The organism is Streptomyces sp. NPDC031365 (assembly GCF_055569765.1).
In genome coordinates this window covers 22848-48862 of sequence record NZ_JBVIIM010000006.1, presented here as the reverse complement: position 1 = coordinate 48862, position 26015 = coordinate 22848, and the positions used below count along the sequence as shown (strand labels likewise).

Here is a 26015-nt window from a genome sequence, read left to right as displayed (position 1 = left end):
TTCCACAGGTGTTACCGAGCGGTACACAGGCCTGCTACAACCTTCATTGCCTCATCAACCACCCCTGTGACCCTCCTCTGTGAAGGGCGGACTGCCACGTGTCAGTGCGTTCACTCTGGGCTTCCCTGGCGACCCTCGCGATGGGTGCCGTGGCCGTGCTCGGTATGGCTCAGCCGGCCTCGGCCGCCGGCGACAACTACGTCGCTCTCGGCGACTCCTACTCCTCCGGCGTAGGTGCCGGGAGCTACACGTCCGAGAGTGGTGACTGCAAGCGCAGCACCAAGGCGTACCCGCAGCTGTGGGCGAACGCCAACTCCCCGTCGTCGTTCAGATTCGTCGCCTGCTCGGGCGCGACGACGTCGAGCGTGTCCTCCGGCCAGCTGGGCTCCTTGTCCTCCTCGACCACCCTCGTCAGCGTCACCGCGGGCGGCAACGACGTCGGCTTCGCGGACGTCATGCAGACCTGCGTCCTGCAGAGCGAGGCCACCTGCGTCTCCCGGGTCAACACCGCGGTCTCGCAGATGCAGAACACCCTGCCGGGCAGGCTCGACTCGCTGTACTCCGGCATTCGCTCCCGCTCCCCGCAGGCACACGTGGTGGTGCTGGGGTACCCGCGCTTCTACAAGCTGTCGGGCAGTTGCATCGCCGGCCTCAGCGAGACCGAGCGCGGCGCCATCAACAACGCCTCGAACGTGCTGAACGGGGTGCTCGCGAAGCGGGCCGCCAACGCCGGGTTCACCTTCTCGTCGGTGGCGGACGACTTCACCGGACACGAGCTCTGCTCCGGCGACGCGTGGCTGCACAGCGTGACGATCCCGATCACCAACTCCTACCACCCGAAGGCCGTCGGTCAGTCGAGCGGATACCTGCCCGCCTTCCGCTCCATGGCCTAGAGACCGAGCGCACGCGGGGGGCACCGTCGGTGCCCCCCGCACCGGTGTGCTCACCCGTCCGCCAGCGCGGCGACCAGTTCCTCCGCCGTGCGGGGGCCGACCCGCGCGTTCGTCAACAGTCCGCACCTGCGCAGGAGAAGAGCCGCCGCGACGCCCCAGGGGAGCCGCAGCCCCGCTGCCGCGAGCAGATCCGCGCGGCCCAGCATCCTGGCCGCGGGCCCGGTGTGCGCCCCCGACGGGGTGAGCAGGGCGGCGTCGTCGGCCCAGCGCAGCGCGAGGTCCACGTCGTGGGTGGCCATCACCACCGTGGTGCCGCCCTCACGCAACCCGTCGAGGGTGGCGAGCAGGCGTTCCTGGCCGTCCGGGTCCAGGCCCGCCGTCGGCTCGTCCAGGATCAGGACGCGGGGCCGCATGGCGACCGCGCCCGCGATCGCCGTGCGCTTGCGCTGCCCGTAGGACAACAGGTGTGTGGGCCGGTCGGCGAGCGCCGTGATGTCCAGCGCGGCGAGCGACTCGGCCACGCGGTCGCGCACCTCCGTGTCGGACAGGCCGAGGTTCAGCGGCCCGAACGACACGTCCTGGCCGACGGACGCGGCGAACAACTGGTCGTCGGGGTCCTGCACCACCAGTTGCACGGTGGTCCGCAGCGCCGTCAGCCCCTTCCGGTCGTACCGCACCACCTTGCCGTCGACGGTCAACTCACCTCTGTCGGGCCGCAGTCCACCGCTGAGCAGTCGCATCAGCGTCGTCTTGCCACTGCCGTTGCGCCCCAGCAGGGCCAGCGCGCGCCCCTCGCGCACCTCGAAGTCGAGGCCGCTGAGCACGGGAGGGCCGTCCTCGTACGCGAAGGACGCACCCCGCAGGGTCACCAGCACGGGCTCCGTCATGACAACGGCCTTTCCAGTACGAGGGTGAGGGCGGTCAATGCCGCCAGGAGGGTCACGCTCAGCGCCGTGAACCGCACGGAGACACGGGCCTCGGGCACCAGTACGCGCAGGGTGCCGTCATAGCCGCGTCCGGCGAGCCCCGACTGCAGCCGCGATGCCCGGTCGAAGGACCGGACGAACGCGGTGGCCCCGAGTCCGCCGAGCGAACGCCAGGTCGCGGCCCGGGTGGTGTGCCCGAGCCGGGCCGCCTGCGCCTGATGGATCCGGCGCACCGAGTCCAGCAGCAGAAAGCTCATCCGGTACGTCACCAGCGCCACGTCCACGAGCGGCGCGGGCACCCCGGCGCGCACCAGGCGCGGCAGCAGATCCGACATCGGGGTGGTGAACGCGAACAGCAGTACTCCGAGGGAGGCCGCCGACGTGCGGAGCAACAACTCCCCGGCACGCAGCGGCCCGTCGTCGGCCGGTGCCACGAACCCGCCCGGACCGCCCACCTGCACCAGCAGTGTGAGTGCTCCCGTGAGGCAGAAGCCCAGCGGCACCCGGTACGCCCGCCACAGCCGCCGCCCGGGCACGCCCGCCGGGCCGAGCAGCGCCACGAGCGCCGACACCAGCACCAGGGCCGCGCCCGGCCAGGGGGGCAGCGAGATCGCGAGCACGGTGAGACCGAGTCCCAGCACAGCTTTGTCCACGGGATGACGGCGGCGCCAGCGACTGCTGTGCGCCGCCGCGTCGATCGACAGCACGAAGGCTCAGCCCCGCGACGCGGACGTGGAGCCGCCGCCGTCGCCCGCACCGGCCCCGGCGTCCGTGCCGGGGCGAGGGCCGGCCTCGCCCCCCGGCTGCTCCCCCGGCTGCTCCCGCGGCTGCTCCGACGGCTGCTCCAGCGCCCGCTCCAGCGCCCGCGCCTCGCCCTGCCGCCGCCCACGCCGCAGTCCGAAGTAGTAGGCGAGGACGCCCGCGCCGATCGCCGCCTGGAGGGCGAACAGCGCCGACTCGACCTCCCTGGACGGCGGTTCGTACAGGGGCGAGAACCACGGTTCGTACTCCGGGTCGATCTCGGTGATCGCCGTCTCCGCCTCGGCGTCCGCACCCGTGAACGGCTCCTCCTTGTGGTCGCCGAGCCCGAGCACCAGTGGCAGCACCGCCAGCGCGGCGACGAGAAGCAGCAGCAGGCTGTTGATCTTCGCGTTGCGGCTCATCGGGTCACCGCCCCGGCCCGCTCCGCCGGCTTGCGGACACCCACCGTTGTCACGAGCACCCCGAGCCGGGTCAGTTCACCCCTGCTCGACTGCACCAGCATGCGCATCACCAGTACGGTCAGCAGTCCCTCGCTCACCGCGAGCGGAATCTGCGTCACGGCGAAGACGGAGCCGAACTTGCCCAGGGCGCCCGGAAATCCGCTGCCCGGGTCGGGGAAGGCGAGCGCCAGCTGCACGCTCGTCACGCAGTACGTCGACAGGTCGGCGACGAACGCGCCGCAGAACACGGCACCCATCAGCGGCAGGCCGTACCGGCGCAGCAGCCGGTAGACGCCGTACCCGGCCCACGGGCCGACGACCGCCATCGAGAAGACGTTGGCGCCGAGCGTGGTCAGCCCGCCGTGGGCGAGCAGCAGCGCCTGGAACAGCAGCGTGATGGTGCCCAGCACCGCCACGACCGGCGGCCGGAACAGGATCGCGCCGAGTCCCGTGCCGGTCGGGTGGGAGCAACTCCCCGTCACGGACGGAAGTTTCAGTGCGGACAGGACAAACGTGAACGCTCCCGACGCGCCCAGCAGCAGGGTGCTCTCGGGATGTTCCCTGACTTCACGGATGAGTGACCGGGCTCCGTGGACGACGAACGGCGCCGACGCGACGCCCCAGGCGACCGCGTGCACCGGAGGCAGAAAACCCTCGGCAATGTGCATGGCTCAGCAGACCCTCTCCAGCACCTCGTGGATGGTTGACGCGCCTTGGCCGGTCTCCTGGCTGACGGGTACCACCGCCCGTGCTCCGCCTTCCCGGGTTCCGAAGAACCCAGTGGCTGCCCGTGAGGGCCGGAGCCGGACTTCCCGATCACAGTGGCGAGGGCCGCACCGGTATCGCACCGATTTCCCGTCACCAAGGCGTGGTGACAGTAGTGCCCGGACCGGGCCGGTGACAAGCGGTCACCAGGGGCGCGCGGACGGCGCCCGGAGGCTCGTGGCCCGGCGTGCACCTGCGGACTTGACGCGCATCGTGTCGCCCGCCGGGGCGGAGGACTGGAGGGCCGCCGTCATGGGCAGAACCTTGCTGCAACTAATATGCAACAGCGATAGTTAAGCAATAGGGATGTGAGGTTCGATGACGACCCGACGAATACGGGGCGCGGCCGCGGTGGCGTTGGCCGCGGTGGTCACCGCCTGCTCGGCGCCGGGCAGCGGCAGCGCGGACGGCGGCGCGGACGCCGAGTCCGTGGTGATCGGGGTCTCCACCGAACCGGACACCCTCAGCCCGTTGCTCGGTTACGGCAAGGACGGCAACTCCAAGATCTTCGACGGACTCCTCGCCCGGAACGCCGACCTCGGCCTCGAGCCCGCGCTGGCGAAGACGCTCCCCGAGATCACCGACGGCGGCCGCACCTACACGTACACCCTGCGTGACGGCGTGAAGTTCAGCGACGGTGAGCCGCTGACCGCCGACGACGTGGTGTTCACGTACCGCACGGTTCTGGCCGACGAGACCAACAACACCGCCCGGAGTGAACTGGCCGCCCTCGAGGAGGTCGAGGCGGACGGCGAGGACAAGGTCGTCTTCACCCTCGACCGCCCTTACGCGGGCTTCGCCGCCCGCACGGTCCTGCCCATCGTCCCCGAGCACATCGCCGGAAGGCAGGATCCCAACACGGGCGCCTTCAACACCGAGCCGGTCGGTACCGGACCGTACGTACTCACCGGCTGGAGCAAGGGCGAAAAGCTCACCTTCGAGGCCAATCCGGAGTACTGGGGCGGTGCGCCGAAGGTGAAAAGGCTCACCATGGCGATCGTCGCCGACGACGACGTCCGCGCCACCCGGCTGCGCTCCGGTGACCTCGACGGCGCGACCCTCCCGCCGAACCTCGCCGCCACCTTCGAGAACGACGACGGCAAGAAGACCTACCGGGCCACGTCGTACGACTTCCGCGCGGTCACCCTCCCCACCGGCAACCCCGTCACCGGCGACCTCGCGATCCGCCGCGCCCTCGACCTCGCCGTGGACCGCCGGGCCATGGTCGACACGGTCCTCGACGGTGCCGGCCGCCCCGCCTACGGCCCCCTGCCCCTCGACGACCCCTGGTTCGCCGAGGACATCGAGCGGCCCCAGGACCTCGCCCAAGCCGGGCGCGTACTGGACACAGCCGGCTGGAAGCCCGGGAAGGACGCCATCCGCGCCAAGGACGGCCGCCCCGCCCGCTTCACCCTGTACTACCCCTCCGGTGACAAGGTCCGCCAGGACCACGCCCTCGCCTACGCCTCCGACGCCAAGAAGACCGGCATCGACGTCAAGGTCGAGAGCGCCACCTGGGAGGTCATCGAACCCCGTATGAAGCACGATGCCGTCCTCGCCGGCTTCGGCAGCACCGGCGACCCCGACTTCGGCCTCCACACCCTGCTGCACTCCTCCCTCGCCGGGAACGGCTTCAACAACATGGCCCGCTACGACAACCCGGCCGTGGACGAGGCCCTGGACACCGGCCGCCGCAGCCTGGACCCCCGGACCCGCGAGGCCGCCTACGACGACCTCCAGCGCGCGCTGGTGAAGGACCCCGGCTACACCTTCCTCACCCACATCGACCACATGTACGTCCTCGAGGACCGCTGGAAGGACCTCACCACCCAGACCGAACCGCACGAGCACGGCTTCGCCGGCGGTCCCTGGTGGAACGTCGAGGACTGGCAGCCCCAGGCATGACCCGCGCCCTCTGGGGATCGATGGCACGGCTCACGGCACGGCGCGCCCTGTACGCCGTGCCGGTGCTCCTCGTCGTCACCTTCGGCGTGTTCGCCGTGGCCGCCGCATCCCCCTTCGACCCCGTCAAGGCCTACGCGGGCACCGCCGCGCTCGGCGCCGACCAGGAGACCCTGGACCGGCTGCGGGAGAACCTCGGCGCGGACCGGCCGTTCACCGCCCGCTGGTGGGACTGGCTGACCTCCGTGCTCGGCGGCGACCTGGGCCTGTCCACCGTCATGCGCCGGCCCGTGGCCGAGGTCATCGGCGAACGCCTGGTCTGGTCGACGCTGCTGTGCGCCGTCGCGTTCGCCGTCGCGGTGCTGCTCGGCACCGTGCTCGGCGTGCTCGCCGCCCGCCGCCCCGGTTCCCTCCTCGACCGTACGGTCACCTCCCTCGCGTACTCCCTGGAGGCGGCGCCGGTCTTCTGGATCGCTTTGCTCGCCGTCTGGCTGTTCGCCCTCAAGCTGGACGTCCTCCCGGCCGGCGGCCTCACCGACACGGGCAGCGACCACGCCACCGCCGGCCAGGTCGCGCGTCACCTGATCCTGCCCGCCGGCGTCCTCGCCGTCTCCCAGCTGCCCTGGTTCGTCCTGTACGTCCGTCAGGGCGTCGGCGACGCCCTCGCGGAGGACCCCGTACGCGGAGCCCGGGCCCGCGGCCTGAGCGAACGCACCGTACTGCTCGGCCACGCCCTGCGCTCCGGACTGCTGCCCGTGCTCACCCTGATCGGCTCCCGCGTCCCCGAACTCATCACCGGCGCACTGCTGGTGGAGAGCGTCTTCAGCTGGCCGGGTATCGCCTCGGCCACCGTGGAGGCGGCCACCGCCGTCGACTTCCCGCTGCTGGCCGCGCTCACCACCCTCGCCACCGCTGCCGTCCTCGCCGGAAACCTGCTCGCCGACCTGCTCTACGGACTGATCGACCCGAGGGTGAAGCTGAATGAGATGTGACTCCCGTGGCTGACACCACCGTCGTGAAGACGGACGCCGTCGTGAAGACGGACGCCGTCGTGAAGACGGACGCCGAGTACGCGACCCCGCCGGCGTGGCGCTCGCACGGCACCGCCCGCCGCTCCACCCACACCCTCCGCCTGCGCGTCTCCGCCGTCCTGGTCGCACTGACGGTCCTCGCGGCCCTGCTCGTACCGCCCCTGGCCCAGCTCGACGAGCAGGCCGTCGACCTGGCGGCGGAACTCCTGCCGCCCAGCTGGGCCCACCCCTTCGGCACCGACGACGTGGGCCGCGACCTGCTGCTGCGCTGCGTCTACGGGCTCCGGGTGTCGCTGCTGGTGGGCCTGGTGGCCGCGCTCACCGCCACCGTGATCGGCACCGCCGTCGGCGCCACCGCAGGTGCGCTCGGCGGCTGGGCCGACCGCCTGGTCATGCGCCTGGTCGACACCCTGTCCTCCGTCCCGCACCTGCTGCTCGGCATCTTCATCGTCGCCATGTTCCGGCCGGGCGTCTGGCCGGTGGTGATCTCCGTCGCCCTCACCCACTGGCTGTCCACCGCCCGCATCGTCCGCGCCGAAATCCTCTCGCTGCGGTCCCGCCCCCACATCGACGCGGCCGTCTCCGGCGGCGCGTCCCGGTGGCGGGTCACGTTCCGCCACCTGCTCCCCGGTGTCCTGCCCCAGGCCGGTCTCGCCGCCGTTCTGATGGTCCCGCACGCCATGTGGCACGAATCGGCCCTGTCCTTCCTGGGCCTCGGCCTGCCCACCCACACCGCGAGCCTCGGCACCCTCATCCAGGGGGCCCGCGGCTCCCTGCTCGCCGGACAGTGGTGGCCCGCCCTTTTCCCCGGCCTCTTCCTGATCATCCCCACCCTGGCCGTCGCCGGCCTCGCCGGTGTCTGGCGGGAGCGGATCAACCCCCGCCGCCGATCGGAGCTGATGCTGTGACGACCGAGCGACCTCCCGACCAGCCGGCCGATGTGGTGGCGCCTGAGCGATCTGCCGTGCCGTCGGCCGATGTGGTGGCGCTGGAGCGACCTCCCGCGCCGTCGACAGATGCCGGAACGACCGAGCGGCCTCCCGTCCTGTCGGTCCGCGGACTGTCCGTGCGCTTCCTGCTGCCGGGTGGCCGCCGGATCGCCGCTGTCACCGACGCGCACTTCGACGTGGCGCCGGGGGAGTGCCTGGCCCTGATCGGCGAGAGCGGCTGCGGCAAGTCCGTGCTGGCCTCCGCCCTGCTCGGCCTGCTCCCCGCCAACGCGCAGACCGCCGGCCACGCCCGACTCGGCGACCTCGACCTGCTCACCGCCGACGAACGCACCCTCGCCCGCACCGTACGCGGCCGCCGCATCGGCCTCATCCCGCAGAGCCCTGCCGCGCACCTCACTCCCGTGCGCACGATCCGGTCCCAGATGGAGGAGGCGATCGTCCGGCTCACCGGCACGCGCGGACGCCAGGCTCGGCGCGCGGCCGCCGAACGGGCGGCGAAGCGCGCCGAGTTCCCCGCGGACCACCTCGACCGCCACCCCCACGAACTCTCCGGCGGACTCGCCCAGCGAGCCGCAACCGCCCTGGCGCTGATCGGCGAGGCCCCGTTGCTGCTCGCCGACGAACCGACCACCGGCCTGGACCGCGACCTCGTGGACCGCACGGTCGACGAACTGCGCCGCCACGTCGACGCCGACCGTGCCCTGCTGCTGATCACGCACGACCTGGCGGCGGCGGAACGCATGGCCGACCGCGTGGCGGTCATGTACGCCGGCCGCATAGTGGAACTGGCCGAGGCGGACGCCTTCTTCGGCCTCCCGGGCCCTCGTCACCCCTACAGCAGAGGCCTGTTGGAGGCTCTCCCCGAGAGGTCCTTCCTGCCCCTTCCCGGACTGCCTCCCGAACTCGGCAGTCTCCCCGTCGGCTGCGCCTTCGCCCCCCGATGCGACCGCGTCACGGACACCTGTGCGACACTCCCGCCCCTCACGGGCCCGGTCGCCTGCCACCACCCGGTCCCGGCCCGCACCCGGGAGGACATCCGTGCTTGAACTGCACGCCGTCACCGCCGGCTACGACCGGCGCGCCCCCGTCGTACGCGGCGCGACCCTCACCGTCGCTCCCGGTGAGGCCGTGGGCCTGCTGGGCCCCAGTGGCTGCGGCAAGTCCACCCTCGCCAGGGTCGCCGCCCTCCTCCACCGCCCGGACTCCGGGGAAGTCGTCCTCGACGGCACCCCCGTGCACCACTACCGTCACCGCGCCCCGCGCACCCGGCGTACGACCATCGGCGTCGTCTTCCAGCAGCCCCGCCTCTCCGCCGACCCCCGGCTGCGCCTCGCCGACCTGATCGCGGAACCCCTGCGGGCGACGGGCCGGCGCGCCTCGGTCCCCGCCCGCGTGGCCGAGCTCTCCGAAACGGTCGGTCTGACCCCGGACCTGCTCACCCGCCGCCCCCACGAGGTCAGCGACGGCCAGCTGCAACGCGCCTGCCTGGCCCGTGCACTGGTGCTCCGACCACGCTGGCTGATCTGCGACGAGATGACGGCGATGCTGGACGCGTCGACGACGGCGGCGCTGGTACGGGTCGTGGAGGACTACCGCACGGCGACACGAGCCGGCCTTCTGGCAGTGGGCCACGACCAGACCCTCCTGAACCGGTGGTGCGACCGTACGGTCCACTGGGACACGGTGACGTCGGCGTCGGCGGAGGTGTCGATCTGAATTGAGCCGCCTCTGGCCGGTGCCGTGCGTACGATGCGTCGCACGCTCGTCGGAGGGGATCCCATGGAGTTCTTCTGCTACCACCGCGACCGGCCAGGGTCCCTCTCCCTGCGCCAGGAACTGGGGGAGGAACACTGGTCCTACATGGACCGGTACGCGCAGCGGCTGACTGCCCGTGGCCCGACCTTCGCCGACGACGGTGAAACGCCCACCGGCAGCGTCCACATCGTCGACCTGCCGGATCCCGCGTCCGCCCGGGCGTTCGCCTTCGACGAACCCAACCACCAGGCAGGCGTGTACCGGGACGTGCTGCTGCGCCGCTGGCACAACGTACTGGGCCGGACCATGTGGGACTTCCCCGGTGGCCGGAGCGGCGGCAACCGCTACCTCGTCCTGGGCTTCGGCACCGGGCAGACCCCGGACCTCGACGTGCCGGCCGACGCCGACCGGGACGAGTTGATCGCGTACGGGCCCCTGCTGTCCGACGACGGCACGGCCTGGCTGGGTACCGCGGCCCTGGTCCGCGCACCGGACCGGGGCACGGCCCGGGCCGTCCTGGCCCCGGACCGGTACGCCGTCGTCGAGGTTCACGACTGGGAGTTCGGCGGACGCAGGTGACAGGTGACACCGGCGGCCCGCCGAGCTCCTAGAACTCGCCGTCTTCGAAGCCCTCTTCCCCGAGCGGCCCCATGGCGCCACCGAAGAAGCCCTCCAGGATCTCGTCGATGCGCACCTCGGTGGCTCCCGCCGGGGCCGTCGCCTTCTCACCTTTGCCGATGCGCAGTACCAGCGCGAACTTCTTGACCTTCGCCTTCTCCGCCAGCTTGGCGAGGTCGACGGACACTTCGGTCAGCTCGCCGTTCTTCAGCGTGAAGTCGGCGGTGACCTTCTCGTTCGGCGCGTCCTTGAAGTCCTTGGCGGTGGGCAGCTCGGAGCCCCCCGGGAGATCCTTCTGCAGCGGCCGCAGTTCGTCGAACAGCTCGGTGACCAGCGTCCGGAACGGTGCCGTGGCCTTGATGTGCTCGGTGCCGTCCGTTCCGCCGGAGGTCTTGAAGTCGACCTCCTGGGCGATGACCTGCCGCAGAGCCTTCGTGAGCTTCTTCTGCGTCTTGGCATCGAGTGTGGGCTCCGCGGAGGGCTTCCGGCCCTCGGCACCCTCCGCCCCCGACATCTGCCCGCCGGTCTCCTTCAGCTCCTTCGTCGAGACCTTGAGCCACTCACCGGCGAGCAGCTTCTTGAACGCTCCCGCGCTGTCGGGAAGTTCGTCGACCGGCGGCATGGGGCTGCCGGACATCTTCCCGAGCGCCTCCGCGTCGACGCGGACGTAGGTGTAGTCGCCTACCAGCCGGTACTCGAACAGGGCACCGTCCGGGCCGCTGAACTTCACCGCCATGGCGGTGAAGTCCTTCTCACCGGACTTCTCGATCGGCTTCTTCGACTGCACGGAGACGGAGATCCGCGCGTCGCTGAGCAGCTCGGCGACCTCGTCGGGCATCTCCTCGCCCGGCTCCGACGACTCGGCGTCCAGCGCCTTCAGCGTCGCGGCGTCGGTGTCCAGGTCCAGCTCGAAGGAGAGCGACCGCTCCTCGCCGAGCCTGTCGAAGGCGTTGTCGAGCTTCTGCCCGGCGGACAAGTTCTCCACGGTGCCGCAAGCGGCGGAGCCGGCCAGCACGGCGGTGGCGACGGCGGTGGCGGTCAGGGTCTTGCGTATGGCGGAAATAACGGTCTCCTCGTACAAGTGACCAGGCCGGTCACTCAGGTCGGTCACTGACGGAGACTCACCACCACCTCGAACGGTTGTACGCCGAGGCGTCATTGGTGTCCGGAATCCCGGTCGGACCGACATCGAACCGGCCCATGATGGGCATATCGGAAAACATGTCTACCCATGCGACGGCTTCGCCCGGCGTGCAGGTCTGCTCCCTGAAGCGGGACACCGCGCAGTCGATCCCGGCGAACAGCCCCTATACGGTCATCAGGTTCCCGTTCGGGGCCGCCGAGTCCACCGACCGCTTCACCATGCACCAGGTCAACCAGCCGGACGGCTACGTGGTCACGAGCTGGGACACCGACGACCGCTCCGGGCTGATATGGCCCAGCACCGCCGGGTGGGGCGTCCTGTACGCGATGATCCAGTGGGAGGCGGGAGGCTACGACGAAGTGCGGGACCAGTTCGTCCGGGATCCGCTCGGTCTCACCCCGTCGCCCAACGACACCACGGCGACGGAGCATCGGCCGCCCAGCCCCGGCATGCAGTGCTGGACGAAGCAGTGGGGCATCTTCGTCGACCCGGCCGTGCCGCTCGCGGTGCGCGCCACCCATGACGACAGTGTGGCGCGCGACATCGTCCTGGCGGAGTTCAAGCTCGTCGTCCACGAGGCCGCCTGACGGACTCGTGCCTGGCTCACGGGCCCGGACCACGGCACGAAGTCGGCCCCGTCCGCCCCTGGCACGGACCGCCCGGCGGCTGGGGAGGAGCCGCGAAGCACGCTCGTCGTCACGACGAGGGCCGAACGTCCCAGGACGACGCAGTCCTGTTCACGTACGGTGCCGGAGTGCTCTCCACGTCCCTCCTCCCCCCGTCCCCCCGGCTGGCCGGCCTGACACCGGCGCGGCTGTCCCCCGGGTACTTCGCCCTCGTCATGGCCACGGGCATCCTGTCCGTCGGCTGCCAACTGCGCGGCTGGGACCTGATGGCCCGGTCGCTCCTCGTCCTCACCGCCGTCGAGTACGCCCTGCTCGTCGTCCTCACCGTCTGGCGTTTCGTCGCGCACCGCCGCGAACTCGCCGCCGACGCCCACGACACCCGCAGGGCGTTCCTCTTCTTCACCTTCGTGGCGGGCACCGACGTCTTCGCCGTCGGCCTGGCGGGGCAGGGCCACTACGTCCCCGCCGCCGTCCTCCTCGTGATCGCCGCGCTGACCTGGCTCGTCCTCGGCTACACCATCCCCTGGGCGGCGGTCCTGGGCCGCAGCGAACGCCCGGTCGTGGCGGCCGCCAACGGGACCTGGTTCGTCTGGGTGGTCGCCAGCCAGTCGGTCGCCGTGGCCGCCGCGACCCTGGAGCCCCACTACGAGGCCGCACGTCAGGGCCTGGCCGTCGTCGCGGTCTTCTCCTGGTCGGTCGGCTGTGTCCTCTACGCCGCCTCCGCGATCTTCGTCTCGCTCCGCCTGATGCTCTACACCCTCGAACCGCGCGAACTCGACCCGCCCTACTGGGTCTCCATGGGCGCGGTCGCCATCACCGTGGTCGCGGGCGCGCGCATCGTGGAGATGGAGAGCGCACCCATGGTCGACGCGGTACGCGGCCTGGTGGCGGGCATGTCGGTCGTCTTCTGGTGTTTCGCGACCTGGCTCATCCCCGTCCTGATCGCGGTCGGCGTCTGGCGCCACCACGTCCACCGGGTGCCCCTCACCTACGAGCCCACCTGGTGGAGCATCGTCTTCCCGCTCGGCATGTACGCCGTCGCCGGCATGTACCTCGGCCGGGCCGATGACCTCCCCATCGTGGAATGGATCGGCCAGGCCTGGCTCTGGGTCGCCCTCACCGCCTGGACCGTGGTCTTCCTCGCCATGCTCCATGCCCTGGTGACCACCAGAGGGCGGGAGGCGGAGCGGACGTGATCCGGGCCGGCTCGACGGGTCGGGTGATCACGGGCCGGGTGATCACGGGCCGGTGGCCGGACTCGATGTCGGCGTAGCCGACGTGCTCGGCCCGGGCGGGCTCCGGAACGTCGCCGGCCTCGGCCTTCCGGGACGCGGCGCGACGGTAGACCGGGATGGTGCGGGAGACCGGGACGGTCGAACCGAGGGGACAGAGCGGTCACCGCGGTGCCGGCCGGACCCTCCACTGCGCGCAGTGGGGCGTGAGCCTTTCGAACGCCCCGGTGAGGGCGGTCAGCGCGTCCTCGACGCGCCACAGGTCGCGCTCCCGTGGGCCGACGGGGTTGGACACGGCCCTGATCTCCAGAACGGGGCAGCCCGCCACCAGGGCCGCCGCGGCGACGCCGAAGCCCTCCATGGCCTCGGCGAGGACGCCCGGATGCCGGGCGCGCAGTTCGGCGGCGCGTCGAGCGCTGCCGGTCGCCGTGGAGACGGTGAGTACCGGACCCACCCGCGCGTCGGTCGCCGCCGCGAACCGGTGGACGAGTTCCGAAGGCGGACGGTGGGTGACCCGGCCGAAACCGAGGGCGGGCAGCGACAGGAAACCGTCCGCCGTCTCGGCGCCCAGATCCCCGGCGACGAGCTCGTCCGCGACGACGAGCGACCCGACCGGCGCCTCGGGCGGGAAACCGCCGCCGATCCCCGCGCTGACGACCAGGTCGTACGTCGTCCCCGTGAGCGCGGCGGCGGTCAGGGCGGCGGCGGTCGAGGCGGCCGCGGCGGCGGGACCCACCCCGCCGGCCAACAGGTCCACGGTGGTGCCGGGCGCCGTCACCCGGTGCAGGGACACCCCGGCGCGCGGAATCTCCTGTCGGGGCCCGCCGAACGCCGCGGCGACCGCCTCCCGTTCCGCCGGCACCGCGGTGACGACGAGGACGTGGGCGCCGGTCGCATCCGGGCGTGCTTCCTCCACGACGTTCAGCCTTCCTACGGGGCCGGGGCCGCGGGTGCGGGTGTCTTCACTGGGGCGGGTTGCCGTGCTTGCGGCTGGGCAGGTCGGCCCGTTTGGCCACGAGCATCGCGAGCGATTGGATGAGCACCCGACGTGTCTCGGCGGGGTCGATCACATCGTCGACCAGACCGCGTTCCGCCGCGTAGTAGGGATGCATGAGTTCGGCCGTGTACTCCTTGACGAGGCGGGCGCGCAGCGCGTCGGGGTCGTCCGCCGCGGCCAGCTCGCGCCGGAAGATGACGTCGGCGGCCCCCTGGGCGCCCATCACCGCGATCTCGTTCGTGGGCCAGGCGAAGGACAGGTCGGCGCCGATGGAGCGGGAGTCCATCACGATGTACGCGCCGCCGTAGGCCTTGCGCAGAATGAGCTGGATGCGCGGGACGGTGGCGTTGCAGTACGCGTACAGGAGTTTCGCACCGTGCCGGATGATTCCGTCGTGTTCCTGTTCCGTGCCGGGCAGAAAACCGGGCACGTCGACCAGGGTCACCAGCGGAATGTTGAAGGAGTCGCAGAACTGGACGAAACGAGCCGCCTTTTCGCTCGCCCCGATGTCGAGTACACCCGCCAGCACCTCGGGCTGGTTGGCGACGATTCCGGTGACCTGTCCCCCGAGCCGGACCAGACCGCAGATCACGTTCCTGGCCCACGACGCGCCGGTCTCGAACAACTCGCCGTCGTCCGCCAGTTCTTCGATGACGGCACGCATGTCATAGGCCTGTGCGGGATTCGAGGGAACCAGATCGAGAAGGGATTCATTGCGCCGGTCCAGCGGGTCGTCGCAGAACACGGCGGGCGGCAGCTCCCGGTTGTTCGCCGGCAACATCGACAGCAGGTAGCGAACCTCCTCCAGACACGTCTCCTCGTCGTCATAGGCGAATGCGGCGACACCGGTACGGGTGGAGTGGACGTCCGCGCCGCCCAGCTCATCGACGGACACCGCTTCACCGGTGACCGCCCGGACCACGTCCGGACCGGTGATGAACATCTGTGAGATGCCGCGCACCATGAAGACGAAGTCCGTGAGAGCGGGGGAGTAGGCGGCGCCGCCCGCACACGGGCCGAGCATCACGCTGATCTGCGGGATGGTGCCCGAACAGCGGGCGTTGCGGCGGAAGATGCCGCCGTATCCGGCGAGCGCCGACACCCCCTCCTGGATGCGCGCCCCGGCGCCGTCGCACAGGGCCACCACAGGCGCCCCCGTCGTGAGCGCGAGGTCCTGCACTTTGTGGATCTTCGCGGCGTGGGCCTCGCCCAGCGCCCCGCCGAAGATGCGGAAGTCGTGGGCGTAGGCGAACACCTTGCGGCCGTGCACCTGGCCCCATCCGGTGACGACACCGTCGGTGTGGGGCCTGCGCCTCTCCAGGCCGAAACCCGACGCGCGGTGTCTGCGCAGTTCCTCGATCTCGGTGAAGGTGCCTTCGTCGAAGAGCAGCCGAAGACGGTCGCGGACGGTCAGCTTGCCCTTGGCGCGCTGGGCCTCCGTGGCCCCGGCGCCGGGCCCGCGCCGGATCCGTTCCCGCAACGCGGCCAGCTCCCCTGCGCGTGCACTCGGCGGCTGAACTGGTGTCATGCGGGAAGTGTGGGGCCCGGATCACCGGAGCGGCTCGCGGACCGGCACGAAGACTAGTGAAGGTCCCAGTCGCAAGGAACACGGTGCCCTTCCGGCATATGACGCCGTCTATGTTGTGCCCGTAGCCCTCTGTTCCACCGGGCCCCAACGGGCTCTGGAGGCCACGGAATCCCTGGAATCCCCCGTCCGGCATTCCGTGTCGGGGTCTCCACCGGAGGTCCGGTGGAGACCCCGGACCGCCTCCCGCGCGGAAAGTACGCGGCATCCATCGGTGGGCCACGGATCATTGGACCCAGGGGAGGCAGCTCCATGCGAAACAGCCGACCGCGCGTCGCCGACCGCCTCATATCCGCGCTGGCCGATTTCGGCGTCGACCATATATTCGGAGTCGGTGGCGCGAACATCGAGGATCTGTACGATGCCGCCCAGTCAACGGGCGGAAGCGTCCGTGCGGTGGTCGCCAAGCACGAATTCTCGGCCGTGACCATGGCCGAGGGATATCACCGGACGTCCGGAAAGCCCGGCGTCGTCATGGCCACCTCCGGTGCCGGCGCGATGAACCTGGTGCCAGGTCTCGCCGAGGCCCACGCCGCCCGCATTCCGCTGCTCGCCCTGATCGGCCAGCCGCCCCGGCCGCTGGAAGGCCGCGGTGCCTTCCAGGACTCCAGCGGCCTGGCCGGTGCCTTCGACGCCGTCGAGCTCTTCCGGACCGTCTCGCGCTTCTGCGCCCGGGTCGACGACCCCTCGGACCTCGGCAAGCTGCTCACCGAGGCGGTGGCAGCCACCCGGGCGCCGCACCCGGGCCCGGCGGTCCTGCTGCTGCCGAAGGACGTCCAGCAGGCACCCTCGGGCCCGGTGCCCGATCTCGCCGAACTGCTGTCGAAACCGGGGACGTCACCCGCCGCGGCGGACCCGCGTGCGGCGGCCGACCGCCACGCCGCGGCCGACCTGCTCGCCGACGCCGTCGGGCGCGGGGCGGACGTCCTCGTCATTGCCGGGGACGGCGTCGGACGGCGGGACGCCCGCGCCGAACTCGCCCGGCTGGCCGACCTGCTGGGGGCCGCCGTGGCGGTGACCCCCGAGGCCAAGGACGCCTTCGACAATCACGATCCCCGGTTCGCCGGAGTGGCCGGCGCGATCGGGCATCCCACCGTGCCGCGCCACCTGGAGAAGGCGGAACTCTGCGTACTCGTGGGCACCCGACTGCCGGTGATGGCCCGGACCGGGCTGGAAGAGGCCCTCCGGAACACCCCGTTGATCTGTTACGACCCCGAGCCGCCCTTCACCGCCCCCACCGTCGACGGCCCGCCCGTCCTGCACGTGGACGGCGATCTGCGGACCGAACTGCGCACGGCCGCCGAGCGTCTGGCCGCGCTGCCGGTCCGTCCGGAACCGTCCCGTGGCGCCGTCGGCGGGCTGGAATACCTGGCGGCACCGGTGGCGGACCCGGACGCCGCCGGACTGCGACTCATCGACGCGGTCCACGTGATCGAGTCGGCGCTCCCCGACGACGCCACCGTGGTCTCCGACGCGGGGAACGCGAGCGCGGCTGCCATCCACCATCTGTCCGTGCCCCGCCGCGGACAGTTCGTCCTCGCCCTCGGCATGGGCGGGATGGGACACAGCTTCGGAGCCGGCATCGGAGCCGCGTTCGCCACCGGCCGGCGCAGCTACGTGCTCTCCGGGGACGGCGGCTTCTACGCCCACGGCATGGAGGTGCACACGGCCGTCGAGCACGAGCTGCCGGTCACCTTCGTCATCTTCAACAACAACGCCCACGCGATGTGCGTCCTGCGGGAGCAACTGCTCTACGCGGCCGACTACTCGTACAACACCTTCCGGCCCGCCGACATCGCGGCCGGCGCCGGTGCCATGTTCCCCACGCTCACCGCCCGTTCGGCGAGCACGCCCGACGAGCTCCGCCGGGCCCTGGCCGAGACGAACGCCAGTGCCGGACCGGCGCTGGTCTGCGTGGAGTCCGACCCGTACGAGACACCACCCTTCGTGCCCTTCCTCCGTCTGATCGACGATCCTCCCAGTGAACCAGGAGCTGCTCATGGCGACCGCGTCACACCAGTTGGCTGACGTCCCCGGCCTGATCCGGTGCGAGACCACCCCCCGCGAGGACATCCTCGCCCTCGCCACGGCCGGCACCCGGCCCCAGTACTCGCACGACGAGGTGTACGGGGACTTCTGCACGGTCCAGGAGTACATCGACTGCCCGCCCGAGGACGTCTTCGACTACCTCTGCGACATCAACAGCCTGGACGAGTACTCCGTCAGCACCCGTTCGTTCGAACCGACCGACGAACCCGGGCTCTACGCCGGCTGGGACACCCTGGGCGACGACACCCGGATCTTCATGCGGCTGAAGCCGAACCGCGAGACGCTGACGCTCGACTACCACTGCGCCTGGGACCAGGGCGAGGAACTCTGGATGATCTACCTCTTCCGGATCGTTCCCGCGGAGCTGGTGCTGGGCAAGCCGGGCTCCGTCGTCATCTGGACCAACTGCCGCCACCCCAACTACGACAAGAACCCCCACCCCGAGCTGGCCCCGAGCCCGGACCGGGTCTGGGTGGGCGACCTGTGGCCGCTGTTCTTCGCGGGGCACCGCATCGAGCTCGAGAACCTCAAGCGGATCCTGGAGTACCGCCACAGCCGGGGGCTGCCGATCGAGGTCACCGCCGGCGCGGAGGTCGGTGCGTGATCCCGGTCAGCCTCACGGACGTGGGCAGCTACCTGCCCGCGCAAAGCGTCGACACCTCGTTCTACACGGGTGACGAGGCGCCGCCCGCCGACGGCGTCATGTTCGGGCCGCCCGCCCGCAGACGTCATGCGGCGCCGCACGAGACCGCCACCTACATGGCGGTCGAGGCGGCCCGGCCGGTGCTGGAGCGCCGGCGCGCCCTCGGCGACGACCGGGTGGACGTCGTCCTGACGAACGTGGCACTCCCCGACCGCGCGTTCACCGGCGCCGGGGCCGACATCGTGGACCGGCTGGGGCTCGACCCGGTCCCCGAGTGGATCATCGACGTCCACAACAGCGGATGTGCCTCGTTCGTGTACCTGATGAAGCTCGGCCGGAGCCTCATCGCCTCCGGTCAGGCGCGTACGGCGCTGATCTGCAGTGTGCAGAACATGGCGGGCCAGCTTTTCGCCCGGCCGGAGGTGAGGGGCCGCAAGCACGCCGCGGTGCCCGGCGACGGCTGCGGCGTCGGGTTCCTCTCGGCCGGCGACGAATCGCCCATCCTCGACGTGGTGACCCACCACGGGGTGGAGTACGCCAACGACATGACGCTCGCCGTGGACACCCGCAAGTACTGGGAACCCGGCGAGGGCGAGATAGACATCGGCTTCACCGAGAGCAAGGTCAAGCAGATCGTCGCACGCGGCAACCGGCTGGTGCCGCAGGTCACCTCCGAGCTGTGCGCGCGGCTGGACACGCCGACCAGCGACATCGACGTGCTGATCACCAACCAGCCGAACCGGATGTTCCTGGAGAACTGGCACACGGCGCTGGAACTGAAGCCCGAACGCCACCTCGACACCTACGACCAGTACGGCAACCTCTTCGGCGCGGGTATCCCGGTCACCCTGACCCAGGCCCGCGACGAGGGACGGATCGCCAAGGGCGATCTCCTCGTACTGTCCGGCTTCGCCCACGCCGGTGACTTCGCCGCGGCGGCCGCGGTGCGGTGGTAGCCGATGACCACCCCAGCCCGCCCCGACCTCTACCTGGAGCCGTGCCGATGACCGACACCGCATCACCCGCAGCCCACGCGCCGGACGGCGACGAACTGGCCGCACTCGACCGCCGCCACCTGCTGCACCCGTGGACCCCCATGGGAGGCGCCGACCCGCTGGTGCTCGTCTCCGGCGAGGGCTGCGAGATCACCGACTCCTACGGGCGCACCTATCTGGACGGCCGCAGCGGCCAGTTCAACGCGACCCTCGGCTACAGCCATCCCAAGATCCTGGCCGCCCTCGGCGAGCAGGCCGGCAAACTCATGACGTACGCGCTGCTGGGCGCGTCGAACGAGGCCGCCGTCAGGCTCGCGGCCCGACTGGCCCAGCTGCTGGGCGAGCCCCTGAGCCACACCCTGTTCTGCAACTCCGGCTCGGAGGCGGCGGAGGCGGCGATCCGGATCGTCCGGATGCACCACGCGCTGCTCGGCGAGCCCGGGCGCAGCACGGTGATCTCGCTCGCCGACGGTTACCACGGGACCACGCTCGCCACCGCGGCGATGTCGGCCTCCCCGCTGGCGTGGACCGGATGCGGGCCCCGCCCCGAGGGGTTCGTCCAGATAGCGGGCCCGCACGCCTCCGAGTCCGGAGCGGCGGAGCTGGAGCGGGCCGTCCTCGCGGCCGGGCCGGAGAACGTGGCCGCGTTCTTCGTGGAACCGGTGCTCGGCGTCGGCGGGATCCGCCCCCTGCCACCCGGGTATCTGCGCGAGGTGCGGGAGATCTGCGACCGGTACGGAATCCTCCTGGTCGTCGACGAGGTGACCACCGGTCTCGGCCGCACCGGCGCCTGGTTCGCACACCAGCGGGAGGGCATCCGCCCGGACCTGGTCACCCTGGCGAAGGGGCTGACGGCCGGATACGTGCCCCTCGCCGCCGTCACGACGACCACGGCCGTCGCCGAGGTGTTCGCCGGCGACCCGATGCTCGGCGGTCTGCGGCACGGGCACACGACGAGCGGTCATGCCCTCGGCGCGGCGGTCGCGCTGGCCGTCCTGCGGACGATCGAGGAGGACGGGCTGGTCGAGCACGCCGACGCCATGGGCCGGCTCCTCCTCGGCGGGCTGACCGACCGGCTCAAGGGACTGGACGGAGTACGCGACGTACGGGGAGAGGGCCTGCTCGCCGGGATCGAGTTCGACACGTTCGAGCGCGCCGCCCAGGTGGCCGGCGGATGCCTGTCCCGGGGGGTCGTCGTGCGCAGTGAGGGGCCGGTCCTCGCGGTCGCCCCGCCGCTGATCGTCGTCGCCGACCAGGTGGAGCGCATCGTCGACGCGCTCCACGCGAGTGTCGCGGAGGCCGCGGCACACTGACGCTCCCGTGCCCGGCACCGGAGTTCACCCGGCGGACGGGTGACCTCCGGTGCGCTGTTCAGTGACTGCGCGCGGTGCGGGCGAGGCCGGGAACGAGTACCAGCGCGACCACGAGGTGCATGCACGCCAGGGCGATCTTCGCCCCGGTTCCCTCGGCCCCGGCCGGCCCCATCAGGGACAGCAGGAACACGACGGAGCCGACTGCCATCCACACCGTGCGCGCCGCCGCCGTCGTCCGGTCCAGCACCGTCACCAGGCCCCAGGCGGCCAGGCCGGCCACGAGCGACGCGCCGACGACCGCGACGAGGCCCACGTCCTGGGCCTCGTCGCCGTCCGTCTTCGCCCTGAGGGAGATGCCGAGGAGGGAATGCGCGACGAGCCAGACGGCCACGGCCGCGCCCGTCGCGATCATGATGTAAACGAACCGCCCGCCGGCCGTGCGCCGTGTGGGGGTGGCGGTCTCCGTACGTGACATGCGTCAACTTCCTTACGCCGAGGGTGCCTTGTCCGAACGTTCGGGACGGCTCACGGTACGGTCCGCCGGGTGCGCCAGGGGCCGGGCAACGGAGCTGTAGGGAATCTCTTAGGGGTGCCTCCGCCAGCATGGAGCTGCGCTGCCCCAGCTGTTGTGCTGGCGGCCGAGCGAACCGTTCCCACGGCGGAACCCGAATCTGAGGAGATGGCACGGGTGGACGCAGGATTCAAACGCGAGGTCGAGCAGAAGGTCGAGGCCGGCGAACGGCTCAGCCGTGAGGACGGCATCGCCCTGTACGAGTGCGACGACCTGGCCTGGCTCGGCGGGCTGGCGCATCAGGTACGGACGCGCAAGAACGGCGACGTCGTCCACTTCAACATCAACCGGCACCTCAACATGACCAACGTGTGCACGGCCTCGTGCGCCTACTGCTCCTTCCAGCGCAAGCCGGGGGAGAAGGCCGCGTACACGATGCGCATCGAGGACGCGGTCAAGCTGGCCAAGGAGATGGAGTCGGAGCAGCTCACCGAGCTGCACGTGGTCAACGGCCTGCACCCCACCCTGCCCTGGCGCTACTACCCGCGCTCGATCAGGGCGCTGAAGGAGGCCCTGCCGCAGAACGTGGCCGTCAAGGCCTTCACCGCCACCGAGATCCACTGGTTCGAGCAGATCTCGGGGCTGAGCGCCGAGGAGATCCTCGACGAACTGATCGACGCGGGTCTGGAGTCCCTGACCGGCGGTGGCGCGGAGATCTTCGACTGGGAGATCCGACAGCAGATCGTCGACCACAAGACCCACTGGGAGGACTGGTCGCGCATCCACCGTCTGGCCCACTCCAAGGGCATCAAGACGCCGTGCACCATGCTCTACGGACACATCGAGGAGCCGCGGCACCGCGTCGACCACGTCCTCAGGCTGCGGGAGCTGCAGGACGAGACCGGCGGCTTCCAGGTCTTCATCCCGCTGCGCTACCAGCACGACTTCCATGACTCGATGGACGGCGTCGTACGCAACCGGCTGATGGCGAAGACGAAGATGGCCACGCCGGCCGAGGCGCTCAAGACGTTCGCCGTCTCGCGGCTGCTCTTCGACAACGTGCCGCACGTGAAGGTCTTCTGGGTGATGCACGGCCTGGGCACCGCCGCGCTCGCCCTCAGCCACGGAGCCGACGACATCGACGGCTCGGTCGTCGAGTACAAGATCACTCACGACGCGGACGGCTACGGCACCCCGGACAAGGTGTCCCGCGAGGGCCTGCTCGACATGATCCGCGACGCCGGCTTCCGGCCCGTCGAGCGCAACACGCGCTACGAGGTCATCCGGGAGTACGAGGGCCCGGACCCGGCCCGCCGGGAGTCCCCCCAGCCCATGCGGGTCTGAGCCCGGTGCCCACAACCACGACAAGGATCGGTAGGTGTGCGCGATGACCGCGCAGGAGGAGACCCTAGAGGTCTGGATCGACCAGGATCTGTGCACGGGTGATGGCATCTGCTGCCAGTACGCGCCCGACATCTTCGAACTGGACGTCGACGGCCTGGCCTATGTCAAGGACACGGACGGCGAACTGCTCCAGGACACGGGTGCCACCGTCGTGGTGCCCACCATCGCCCTGCGCGACGTCACCGACTCCGCCAAGGAGTGTCCGGGTGACTGCATCCACGTGCGCCGGGTGCACGACGGCGTCGAGGTCTTCGGACCGGACGCGGCCGACGACTGATGACGACGGTCACCGGCCGCCGGCCGGCCACCGAAGGCCCTCGCCCCACGGCCGGCCGGCCGCGCGTCGGTCACATCGACTTCCTCAACTGCCTGCCCCTGTTCTGGGGTCTGGCCCGCACGGGCAGTCTGCTCGACCTCGACCTGCGCCGGGACACCCCCGACCGGCTGAGCGACGCCCTGGTCTCCGGTGAACTGGACATCGGCCCGATCAGCGTCATGGAGTACCTGCGGCACGCCGACGAGCTGGTGGTCCTGCCCGAGATCGCGGTGGGCGCGGACGGACCCGTGATGTCCTGCCTGCTGGTGAGCAAGGTGCCCCTCGCGCAGCTGGACGGCCTCCCGCTCGCCTGCACCACCACCAGCCGCACCTCCGTACGCCTCGCCGAGCTGCTGCTCACCGACCACATCGGTGTGCGGCCGCGGTACTTCACCTGTCCGCCGCATCTGCCGACCATGCTGGCGGACGCCCCCGCGGCCGTGGTGATCGGCGACTCCGCGCTGCGCGCCTCGCTCCTGGAGGCGGACACCCTGGGGTTCGAGGTGTACGACCTGGCCGACATGTGGCGCCGGTGGACCGGGCTGCCGTTCGTGTTCGCCGTGTTCGCGGCCCGGCGCGACTTCCTCGCGGATCATCCCGACCTGGTCCACGAGGTGCACTCCGGCTTCCTCGCCTCGCGCGAGCTGTTCCTCGCCGAGATCGACGAGGTGTGCCGCAAGGCCGCCCGCTGGGCGGAGTTCGACGCCGCCACCCTCAGGCGCTACTACCTGTCCGCGCTCGACTTCAGTCTGGGCGAGCGGCAGTTGGCGGGCCTTCGTGAATTCGCCCGTCGGGTCGGCGGCGACGACGCCGGGTTCCCGCCGGACGTGCGGATCGGCCTGCTGGACACCGAGCACGCGGCATAGCACCGCGAGCCCGACCACCCAAGAGAAGAAAGGTGGCCCGACGTGGCCAACCCGCCCAGTCATCTCACCGCTGTTCTGGACCGTGCCGCCACCGGAGGCCGTATCACGCCCGACGAGGCGCTCGAGCTCTACCGGGACGCGCCCCTGCACGCGCTCGGGCAGGCCGCGGACGCCGCACGCCGCCGCCGCTACCCCGACAAGGGGCACCTGGCGACATACATCATCGAGCGGAACATCAACTACACCAACGTGTGCGTCACGGCGTGCAAGTTCTGCGCCTTCTACGCGGCCCCGAAGGACACCGAGAAGGGCTGGACCCGCGACCTCGACGACATCCTGCGCCGCTGCGCGGAGACCGTGGAGCTCGGCGGTACCCAGATCATGTTCCAGGGCGGTCACCACCCCGACTACGGGGTCGAGTACTACGAGGGCATGTTCCGCTCCATCAAGGAGCGGTTCCCGGAGCTGGTGATCCACTCGCTCGGCGCGTCCGAGGTGGAGCACATGGCGAAGGTCTCGGGCGTCTCCGTCGACGAGGCGATCGGCCGGATCAAGCAGGCGGGTCTCGACTCGTTCGCCGGCGCCGGCGCCGAACTGCTGCCCGCCCGCGCCCGCAACGCCATCGCCCCGCTGAAGGAGTCGGGCGAGCGCTGGCTGGAGATCATGGAGATCGCGCACGGGTTGGGCGTGGAGTCCACCACCACGATGCTGATGGGCACCGGCGAGACCAACGCCGAGCGCATCGAGCACCTGCGGATGATCCGTGACGTGCAGGACCGCACCGGAGGCTTCCGGGCGTTCATCCCGTACACCTACCAGCCGGAGAACAACAAGCTGAAGGGGCAGACGCAGGCGACGCCGCTGGAGTACCTGCGCCTGATCGCCATCGCCCGGCTCTTCCTCGACAACGTGCCGCACATCCAGGGCTCCTGGCTGACCACCGGCAAGGAGATGGGCCAGCTGACGCTGCACTACGGCGCCGACGACCTGGGCTCCATCATGCTGGAGGAGAACGTGGTGTCGTCGGCCGGGGCCAGGCACCGCTCCAACCTGTCCGAGCTGCTGGATCTGATCCGGGGCGCCGACCGCGTGCCGGCCCAGCGCAGCACCACGTACGACATCCTGCGCGTGCACGACGACCCGGCGAACGACCCCGCCACCGAGCGGGTCGTCTCGCACCTGTCCTCGATCGCGGACTCCGGCGACGGCGTACAGCGCCGCTCGCTCAAGGTCCTGCCGGTCGGCTGAGGGGCGGAGCGACGTGAAGGTCTTTGTCACGGGCGGCGCGGGGTTCATCGGCTCGCAGTACGTCCGCGCGATGCTCGCCGGCGAGTACGCCGGGTACGAGGACGCCGAAGTCACCGTGTTCGACCTGCTCACCTACGCGGGCACCACGGACAACCTGCCGCTCGGCCACGAACGGCTGACGTTCGTGCAGGGGGACATCCGCGACGCCGACGCGCTCGCACGGGCACTGCCCGGCCATGACGTGGTGGTCCACTTCGCGGCCGAGTCGCACGTCGACCGGTCGCTGGTGGGCGCGGCGCCGTTCGTGTCGACGAACGTGCTCGGAACCCAGCTGCTCCTGGACGGCTGTCTGCGCCACGGCGTGACGACGGTGCTGTGCGTGTCCACCGACGAGGTGTACGGCTCGATCGAGTCCGGTGCGTGGGACGAGGAGTGGCCCCTGCTGCCCAACTCGCCGTACTCGGCGTCGAAGGCCGGCAGCGACCTGATCGCACGGGCCTGCTGGCGCACTCACGGCCTGGATGTCCGGATCACCCGCTGCTCCAACAACTACGGCCCGTACCAGAACACCGAGAAGCTCATCCCGCTGTTCATCACCAACCTGCTGCGCGGCAGACCCGTGCCGCTCTACGGCGACGGCCGCAACGTCCGGGAATGGCTGCACGTCGCCGACCACTGCACGGCGCTCCAGCTCGTGCTCACCGACGGGGCGCCCGGCGAGATCTACAACATCGGCAGCGGCGTCGAGGTGACCAACGCCTCGATCGCGCGCCGGCTCGTCGACCTGTGCGGCGCGGACCCGGCGCTGATCCACCACGTCGCCGACCGCAAGGGCCACGACCTGCGGTACGCCCTGGACTTCGGCAAGATCACGAAGCTGGGCTTCAGCCCGGCGATCGAGTTCGACCAGGGGCTGGAGAGCACGGTGCGGTGGTACCGCGAACACCCCGAACGGTGGCCTGACGAGGGCTGACGGCACGGCACCACGCGGAGGTGGGGGGGGGGGGGGGGGGGGGGGGGGGGGGGGGGGGGGGGGGGGGGGGG

26 protein-coding genes and 1 riboswitch are annotated in these 26015 nt (G+C 71.1%); of the genes, 18 read left to right on the top strand and 8 right to left on the bottom strand.

Annotated features, from left to right (window positions below; translation table 11 throughout):
- The first annotated feature begins 98 nt into the window (after window positions 1–98).
- Window positions 99–893, top strand: coding sequence for an SGNH/GDSL hydrolase family protein (locus ACZ5C2_RS12150; RefSeq protein WP_468789239.1), 795 nt, complete (start codon window positions 99–101; stop codon window positions 891–893).
- A 50-nt stretch (window positions 894–943) separates the two neighbouring features.
- Here the strand turns inward: ACZ5C2_RS12150 and ACZ5C2_RS12145 are convergent, their stop codons facing one another.
- Genes ACZ5C2_RS12145 through ACZ5C2_RS12130 form a run of 4 tightly spaced genes read right to left on the bottom strand, consistent with a single transcriptional unit; the run spans window position 944 to window position 3689 of the window.
- Window positions 944–1780, bottom strand: a complete 837-nt coding sequence (locus ACZ5C2_RS12145) for an energy-coupling factor ABC transporter ATP-binding protein (protein ID WP_468789237.1) — start codon at window positions 1778–1780, stop codon at window positions 944–946.
- On the bottom strand, window positions 1777–2526 hold the full coding sequence (gene cbiQ / locus ACZ5C2_RS12140; protein ID WP_468789235.1) for a cobalt ECF transporter T component CbiQ: 750 nt from the start codon (window positions 2524–2526) through the stop codon (window positions 1777–1779). The genes ACZ5C2_RS12145 and cbiQ overlap by 4 nt, the downstream gene beginning before the upstream one ends.
- Window positions 2527–2532: 6 nt before the next feature.
- Complete coding sequence (locus ACZ5C2_RS12135) at window positions 2533–2982, bottom strand: energy-coupling factor ABC transporter substrate-binding protein (RefSeq protein ID WP_468789233.1); 450 nt, start codon at window positions 2980–2982, stop codon at window positions 2533–2535.
- Complete coding sequence (locus tag ACZ5C2_RS12130) at window positions 2979–3689, bottom strand: energy-coupling factor ABC transporter permease (RefSeq protein WP_468789231.1); 711 nt, start codon at window positions 3687–3689, stop codon at window positions 2979–2981. The genes ACZ5C2_RS12135 and ACZ5C2_RS12130 overlap by 4 nt, the downstream gene beginning before the upstream one ends.
- A gap of 30 nt (window positions 3690–3719) precedes the next feature.
- Window positions 3720–3902: riboswitch (cobalamin riboswitch) on the bottom strand.
- 202 nt (window positions 3903–4104) lie between these two features.
- On the opposite strand from ACZ5C2_RS12130, the gene ACZ5C2_RS12125 reads away from it, so the two are divergent.
- The 6 genes from ACZ5C2_RS12125 (at window position 4105) to ACZ5C2_RS12100 (ending at window position 10003) form a co-directional block, all read left to right on the top strand.
- Window positions 4105–5691: an ABC transporter substrate-binding protein gene (locus ACZ5C2_RS12125; RefSeq protein WP_468789229.1), complete on the top strand. Its 1587-nt coding sequence runs from the start codon at window positions 4105–4107 to the stop codon at window positions 5689–5691.
- A 20-nt stretch (window positions 5692–5711) separates the two neighbouring features.
- Window positions 5712–6680, top strand: a complete 969-nt coding sequence (locus ACZ5C2_RS12120; protein WP_468789559.1) for an ABC transporter permease — start codon at window positions 5712–5714, stop codon at window positions 6678–6680.
- Window positions 6681–6721: 41 nt separating this feature from the next.
- Window positions 6722–7627: an ABC transporter permease gene (locus ACZ5C2_RS12115; RefSeq protein WP_468789557.1), complete on the top strand. Its 906-nt coding sequence runs from the start codon at window positions 6722–6724 to the stop codon at window positions 7625–7627.
- Window positions 7628–7707: 80 nt separating this feature from the next.
- Window positions 7708–8715 carry an ABC transporter ATP-binding protein gene (locus tag ACZ5C2_RS12110; RefSeq protein ID WP_468789555.1) on the top strand — a complete coding sequence of 336 codons (1008 nt, stop codon included), beginning with the start codon at window positions 7708–7710 and terminating at the stop codon, window positions 8713–8715.
- Window positions 8708–9385 (top strand): ABC transporter ATP-binding protein, encoded by a 678-nt coding sequence (locus ACZ5C2_RS12105; RefSeq protein WP_468789227.1) that lies wholly within the window; start codon window positions 8708–8710, stop codon window positions 9383–9385. The genes ACZ5C2_RS12110 and ACZ5C2_RS12105 overlap by 8 nt, the downstream gene beginning before the upstream one ends.
- 63 nt (window positions 9386–9448) lie before the next feature.
- Window positions 9449–10003 carry a YciI family protein gene (locus ACZ5C2_RS12100; RefSeq protein WP_468789553.1) on the top strand — a complete coding sequence of 185 codons (555 nt, stop codon included), beginning with the start codon at window positions 9449–9451 and terminating at the stop codon, window positions 10001–10003.
- Between the two features lie 28 nt (window positions 10004–10031).
- On the opposite strand, the gene ACZ5C2_RS12095 is transcribed toward ACZ5C2_RS12100, so the two are convergent.
- Window positions 10032–11027: a hypothetical protein gene (locus ACZ5C2_RS12095; protein ID WP_468789551.1), complete on the bottom strand. Its 996-nt coding sequence runs from the start codon at window positions 11025–11027 to the stop codon at window positions 10032–10034.
- Between the two features lie 236 nt (window positions 11028–11263).
- On the opposite strand from ACZ5C2_RS12095, the gene ACZ5C2_RS12090 reads away from it, so the two are divergent.
- Together ACZ5C2_RS12090 and ACZ5C2_RS12085 are read left to right on the top strand one after the other, a co-directional pair.
- On the top strand, window positions 11264–11773 hold the full coding sequence (locus tag ACZ5C2_RS12090; RefSeq protein WP_468789225.1) for a hypothetical protein: 510 nt from the start codon (window positions 11264–11266) through the stop codon (window positions 11771–11773).
- Window positions 11774–11940: 167 nt separating this feature from the next.
- Complete coding sequence (locus ACZ5C2_RS12085; RefSeq protein ID WP_468789223.1) at window positions 11941–13008, top strand: tellurite resistance/C4-dicarboxylate transporter family protein; 1068 nt, start codon at window positions 11941–11943, stop codon at window positions 13006–13008.
- A 199-nt stretch (window positions 13009–13207) separates the two neighbouring features.
- Here the strand turns inward: ACZ5C2_RS12085 and ACZ5C2_RS12080 are convergent, their stop codons facing one another.
- Window positions 13208–13960 (bottom strand): futalosine hydrolase, encoded by a 753-nt coding sequence (locus ACZ5C2_RS12080; protein WP_468789221.1) that lies wholly within the window; start codon window positions 13958–13960, stop codon window positions 13208–13210.
- A 46-nt stretch (window positions 13961–14006) separates the two neighbouring features.
- Complete coding sequence (locus ACZ5C2_RS12075) at window positions 14007–15569, bottom strand: acyl-CoA carboxylase subunit beta (RefSeq protein ID WP_468789219.1); 1563 nt, start codon at window positions 15567–15569, stop codon at window positions 14007–14009.
- Between the two features lie 309 nt (window positions 15570–15878).
- On the opposite strand from ACZ5C2_RS12075, the gene ACZ5C2_RS12070 reads away from it, so the two are divergent.
- From ACZ5C2_RS12070 to ACZ5C2_RS12055, 4 genes are read left to right on the top strand one after another with little or no spacing between them, the layout of a single operon-like run.
- On the top strand, window positions 15879–17654 hold the full coding sequence (locus ACZ5C2_RS12070) for a thiamine pyrophosphate-binding protein (RefSeq protein ID WP_468789217.1): 1776 nt from the start codon (window positions 15879–15881) through the stop codon (window positions 17652–17654).
- Window positions 17626–18279, top strand: a complete 654-nt coding sequence (locus ACZ5C2_RS12065; protein ID WP_468789215.1) for an SRPBCC family protein — start codon at window positions 17626–17628, stop codon at window positions 18277–18279. The genes ACZ5C2_RS12070 and ACZ5C2_RS12065 overlap by 29 nt, the downstream gene beginning before the upstream one ends.
- Window positions 18276–19274, top strand: coding sequence for a 3-oxoacyl-ACP synthase III family protein (locus ACZ5C2_RS12060; RefSeq protein WP_468789213.1), 999 nt, complete (start codon window positions 18276–18278; stop codon window positions 19272–19274). Before ACZ5C2_RS12065 ends, ACZ5C2_RS12060 begins: the two co-directional genes overlap by 4 nt.
- A 47-nt stretch (window positions 19275–19321) precedes the next feature.
- Complete coding sequence (locus ACZ5C2_RS12055) at window positions 19322–20626, top strand: aminotransferase family protein (RefSeq protein WP_468789211.1); 1305 nt, start codon at window positions 19322–19324, stop codon at window positions 20624–20626.
- Window positions 20627–20684: 58 nt separating this feature from the next.
- Here the strand turns inward: ACZ5C2_RS12055 and ACZ5C2_RS12050 are convergent, their stop codons facing one another.
- Complete coding sequence (locus ACZ5C2_RS12050) at window positions 20685–21101, bottom strand: DUF6069 family protein (protein WP_468789209.1); 417 nt, start codon at window positions 21099–21101, stop codon at window positions 20685–20687.
- 213 nt (window positions 21102–21314) lie between these two features.
- Here ACZ5C2_RS12050 and mqnE point away from each other — a divergent pair, with 213 nt between their 5' ends.
- The 5 genes from mqnE to rfbB are packed head-to-tail and all read left to right on the top strand — an operon-like array spanning window position 21315 to window position 25944.
- Window positions 21315–22481 carry an aminofutalosine synthase MqnE gene (mqnE, locus tag ACZ5C2_RS12045; protein WP_468789207.1) on the top strand — a complete coding sequence of 389 codons (1167 nt, stop codon included), beginning with the start codon at window positions 21315–21317 and terminating at the stop codon, window positions 22479–22481.
- Window positions 22482–22524: 43 nt separating this feature from the next.
- Window positions 22525–22818, top strand: coding sequence for a ferredoxin (locus tag ACZ5C2_RS12040; protein WP_468789205.1), 294 nt, complete (start codon window positions 22525–22527; stop codon window positions 22816–22818).
- The gene (locus ACZ5C2_RS12035) at window positions 22818–23723 is read left to right on the top strand and encodes a menaquinone biosynthetic enzyme MqnA/MqnD family protein (protein WP_468789203.1); all 906 of its coding nucleotides are present in this window, start codon (window positions 22818–22820) and stop codon (window positions 23721–23723) included. The genes ACZ5C2_RS12040 and ACZ5C2_RS12035 overlap by 1 nt, the downstream gene beginning before the upstream one ends.
- Window positions 23724–23765: 42 nt before the next feature.
- Window positions 23766–24971, top strand: a complete 1206-nt coding sequence (gene mqnC / locus ACZ5C2_RS12030; protein ID WP_468789201.1) for a cyclic dehypoxanthinyl futalosine synthase — start codon at window positions 23766–23768, stop codon at window positions 24969–24971.
- A 13-nt stretch (window positions 24972–24984) separates the two neighbouring features.
- On the top strand, window positions 24985–25944 hold the full coding sequence (rfbB, locus tag ACZ5C2_RS12025; RefSeq protein ID WP_468789199.1) for a dTDP-glucose 4,6-dehydratase: 960 nt from the start codon (window positions 24985–24987) through the stop codon (window positions 25942–25944).
- The last annotated feature ends 71 nt before the right edge of the window (window positions 25945–26015 follow it).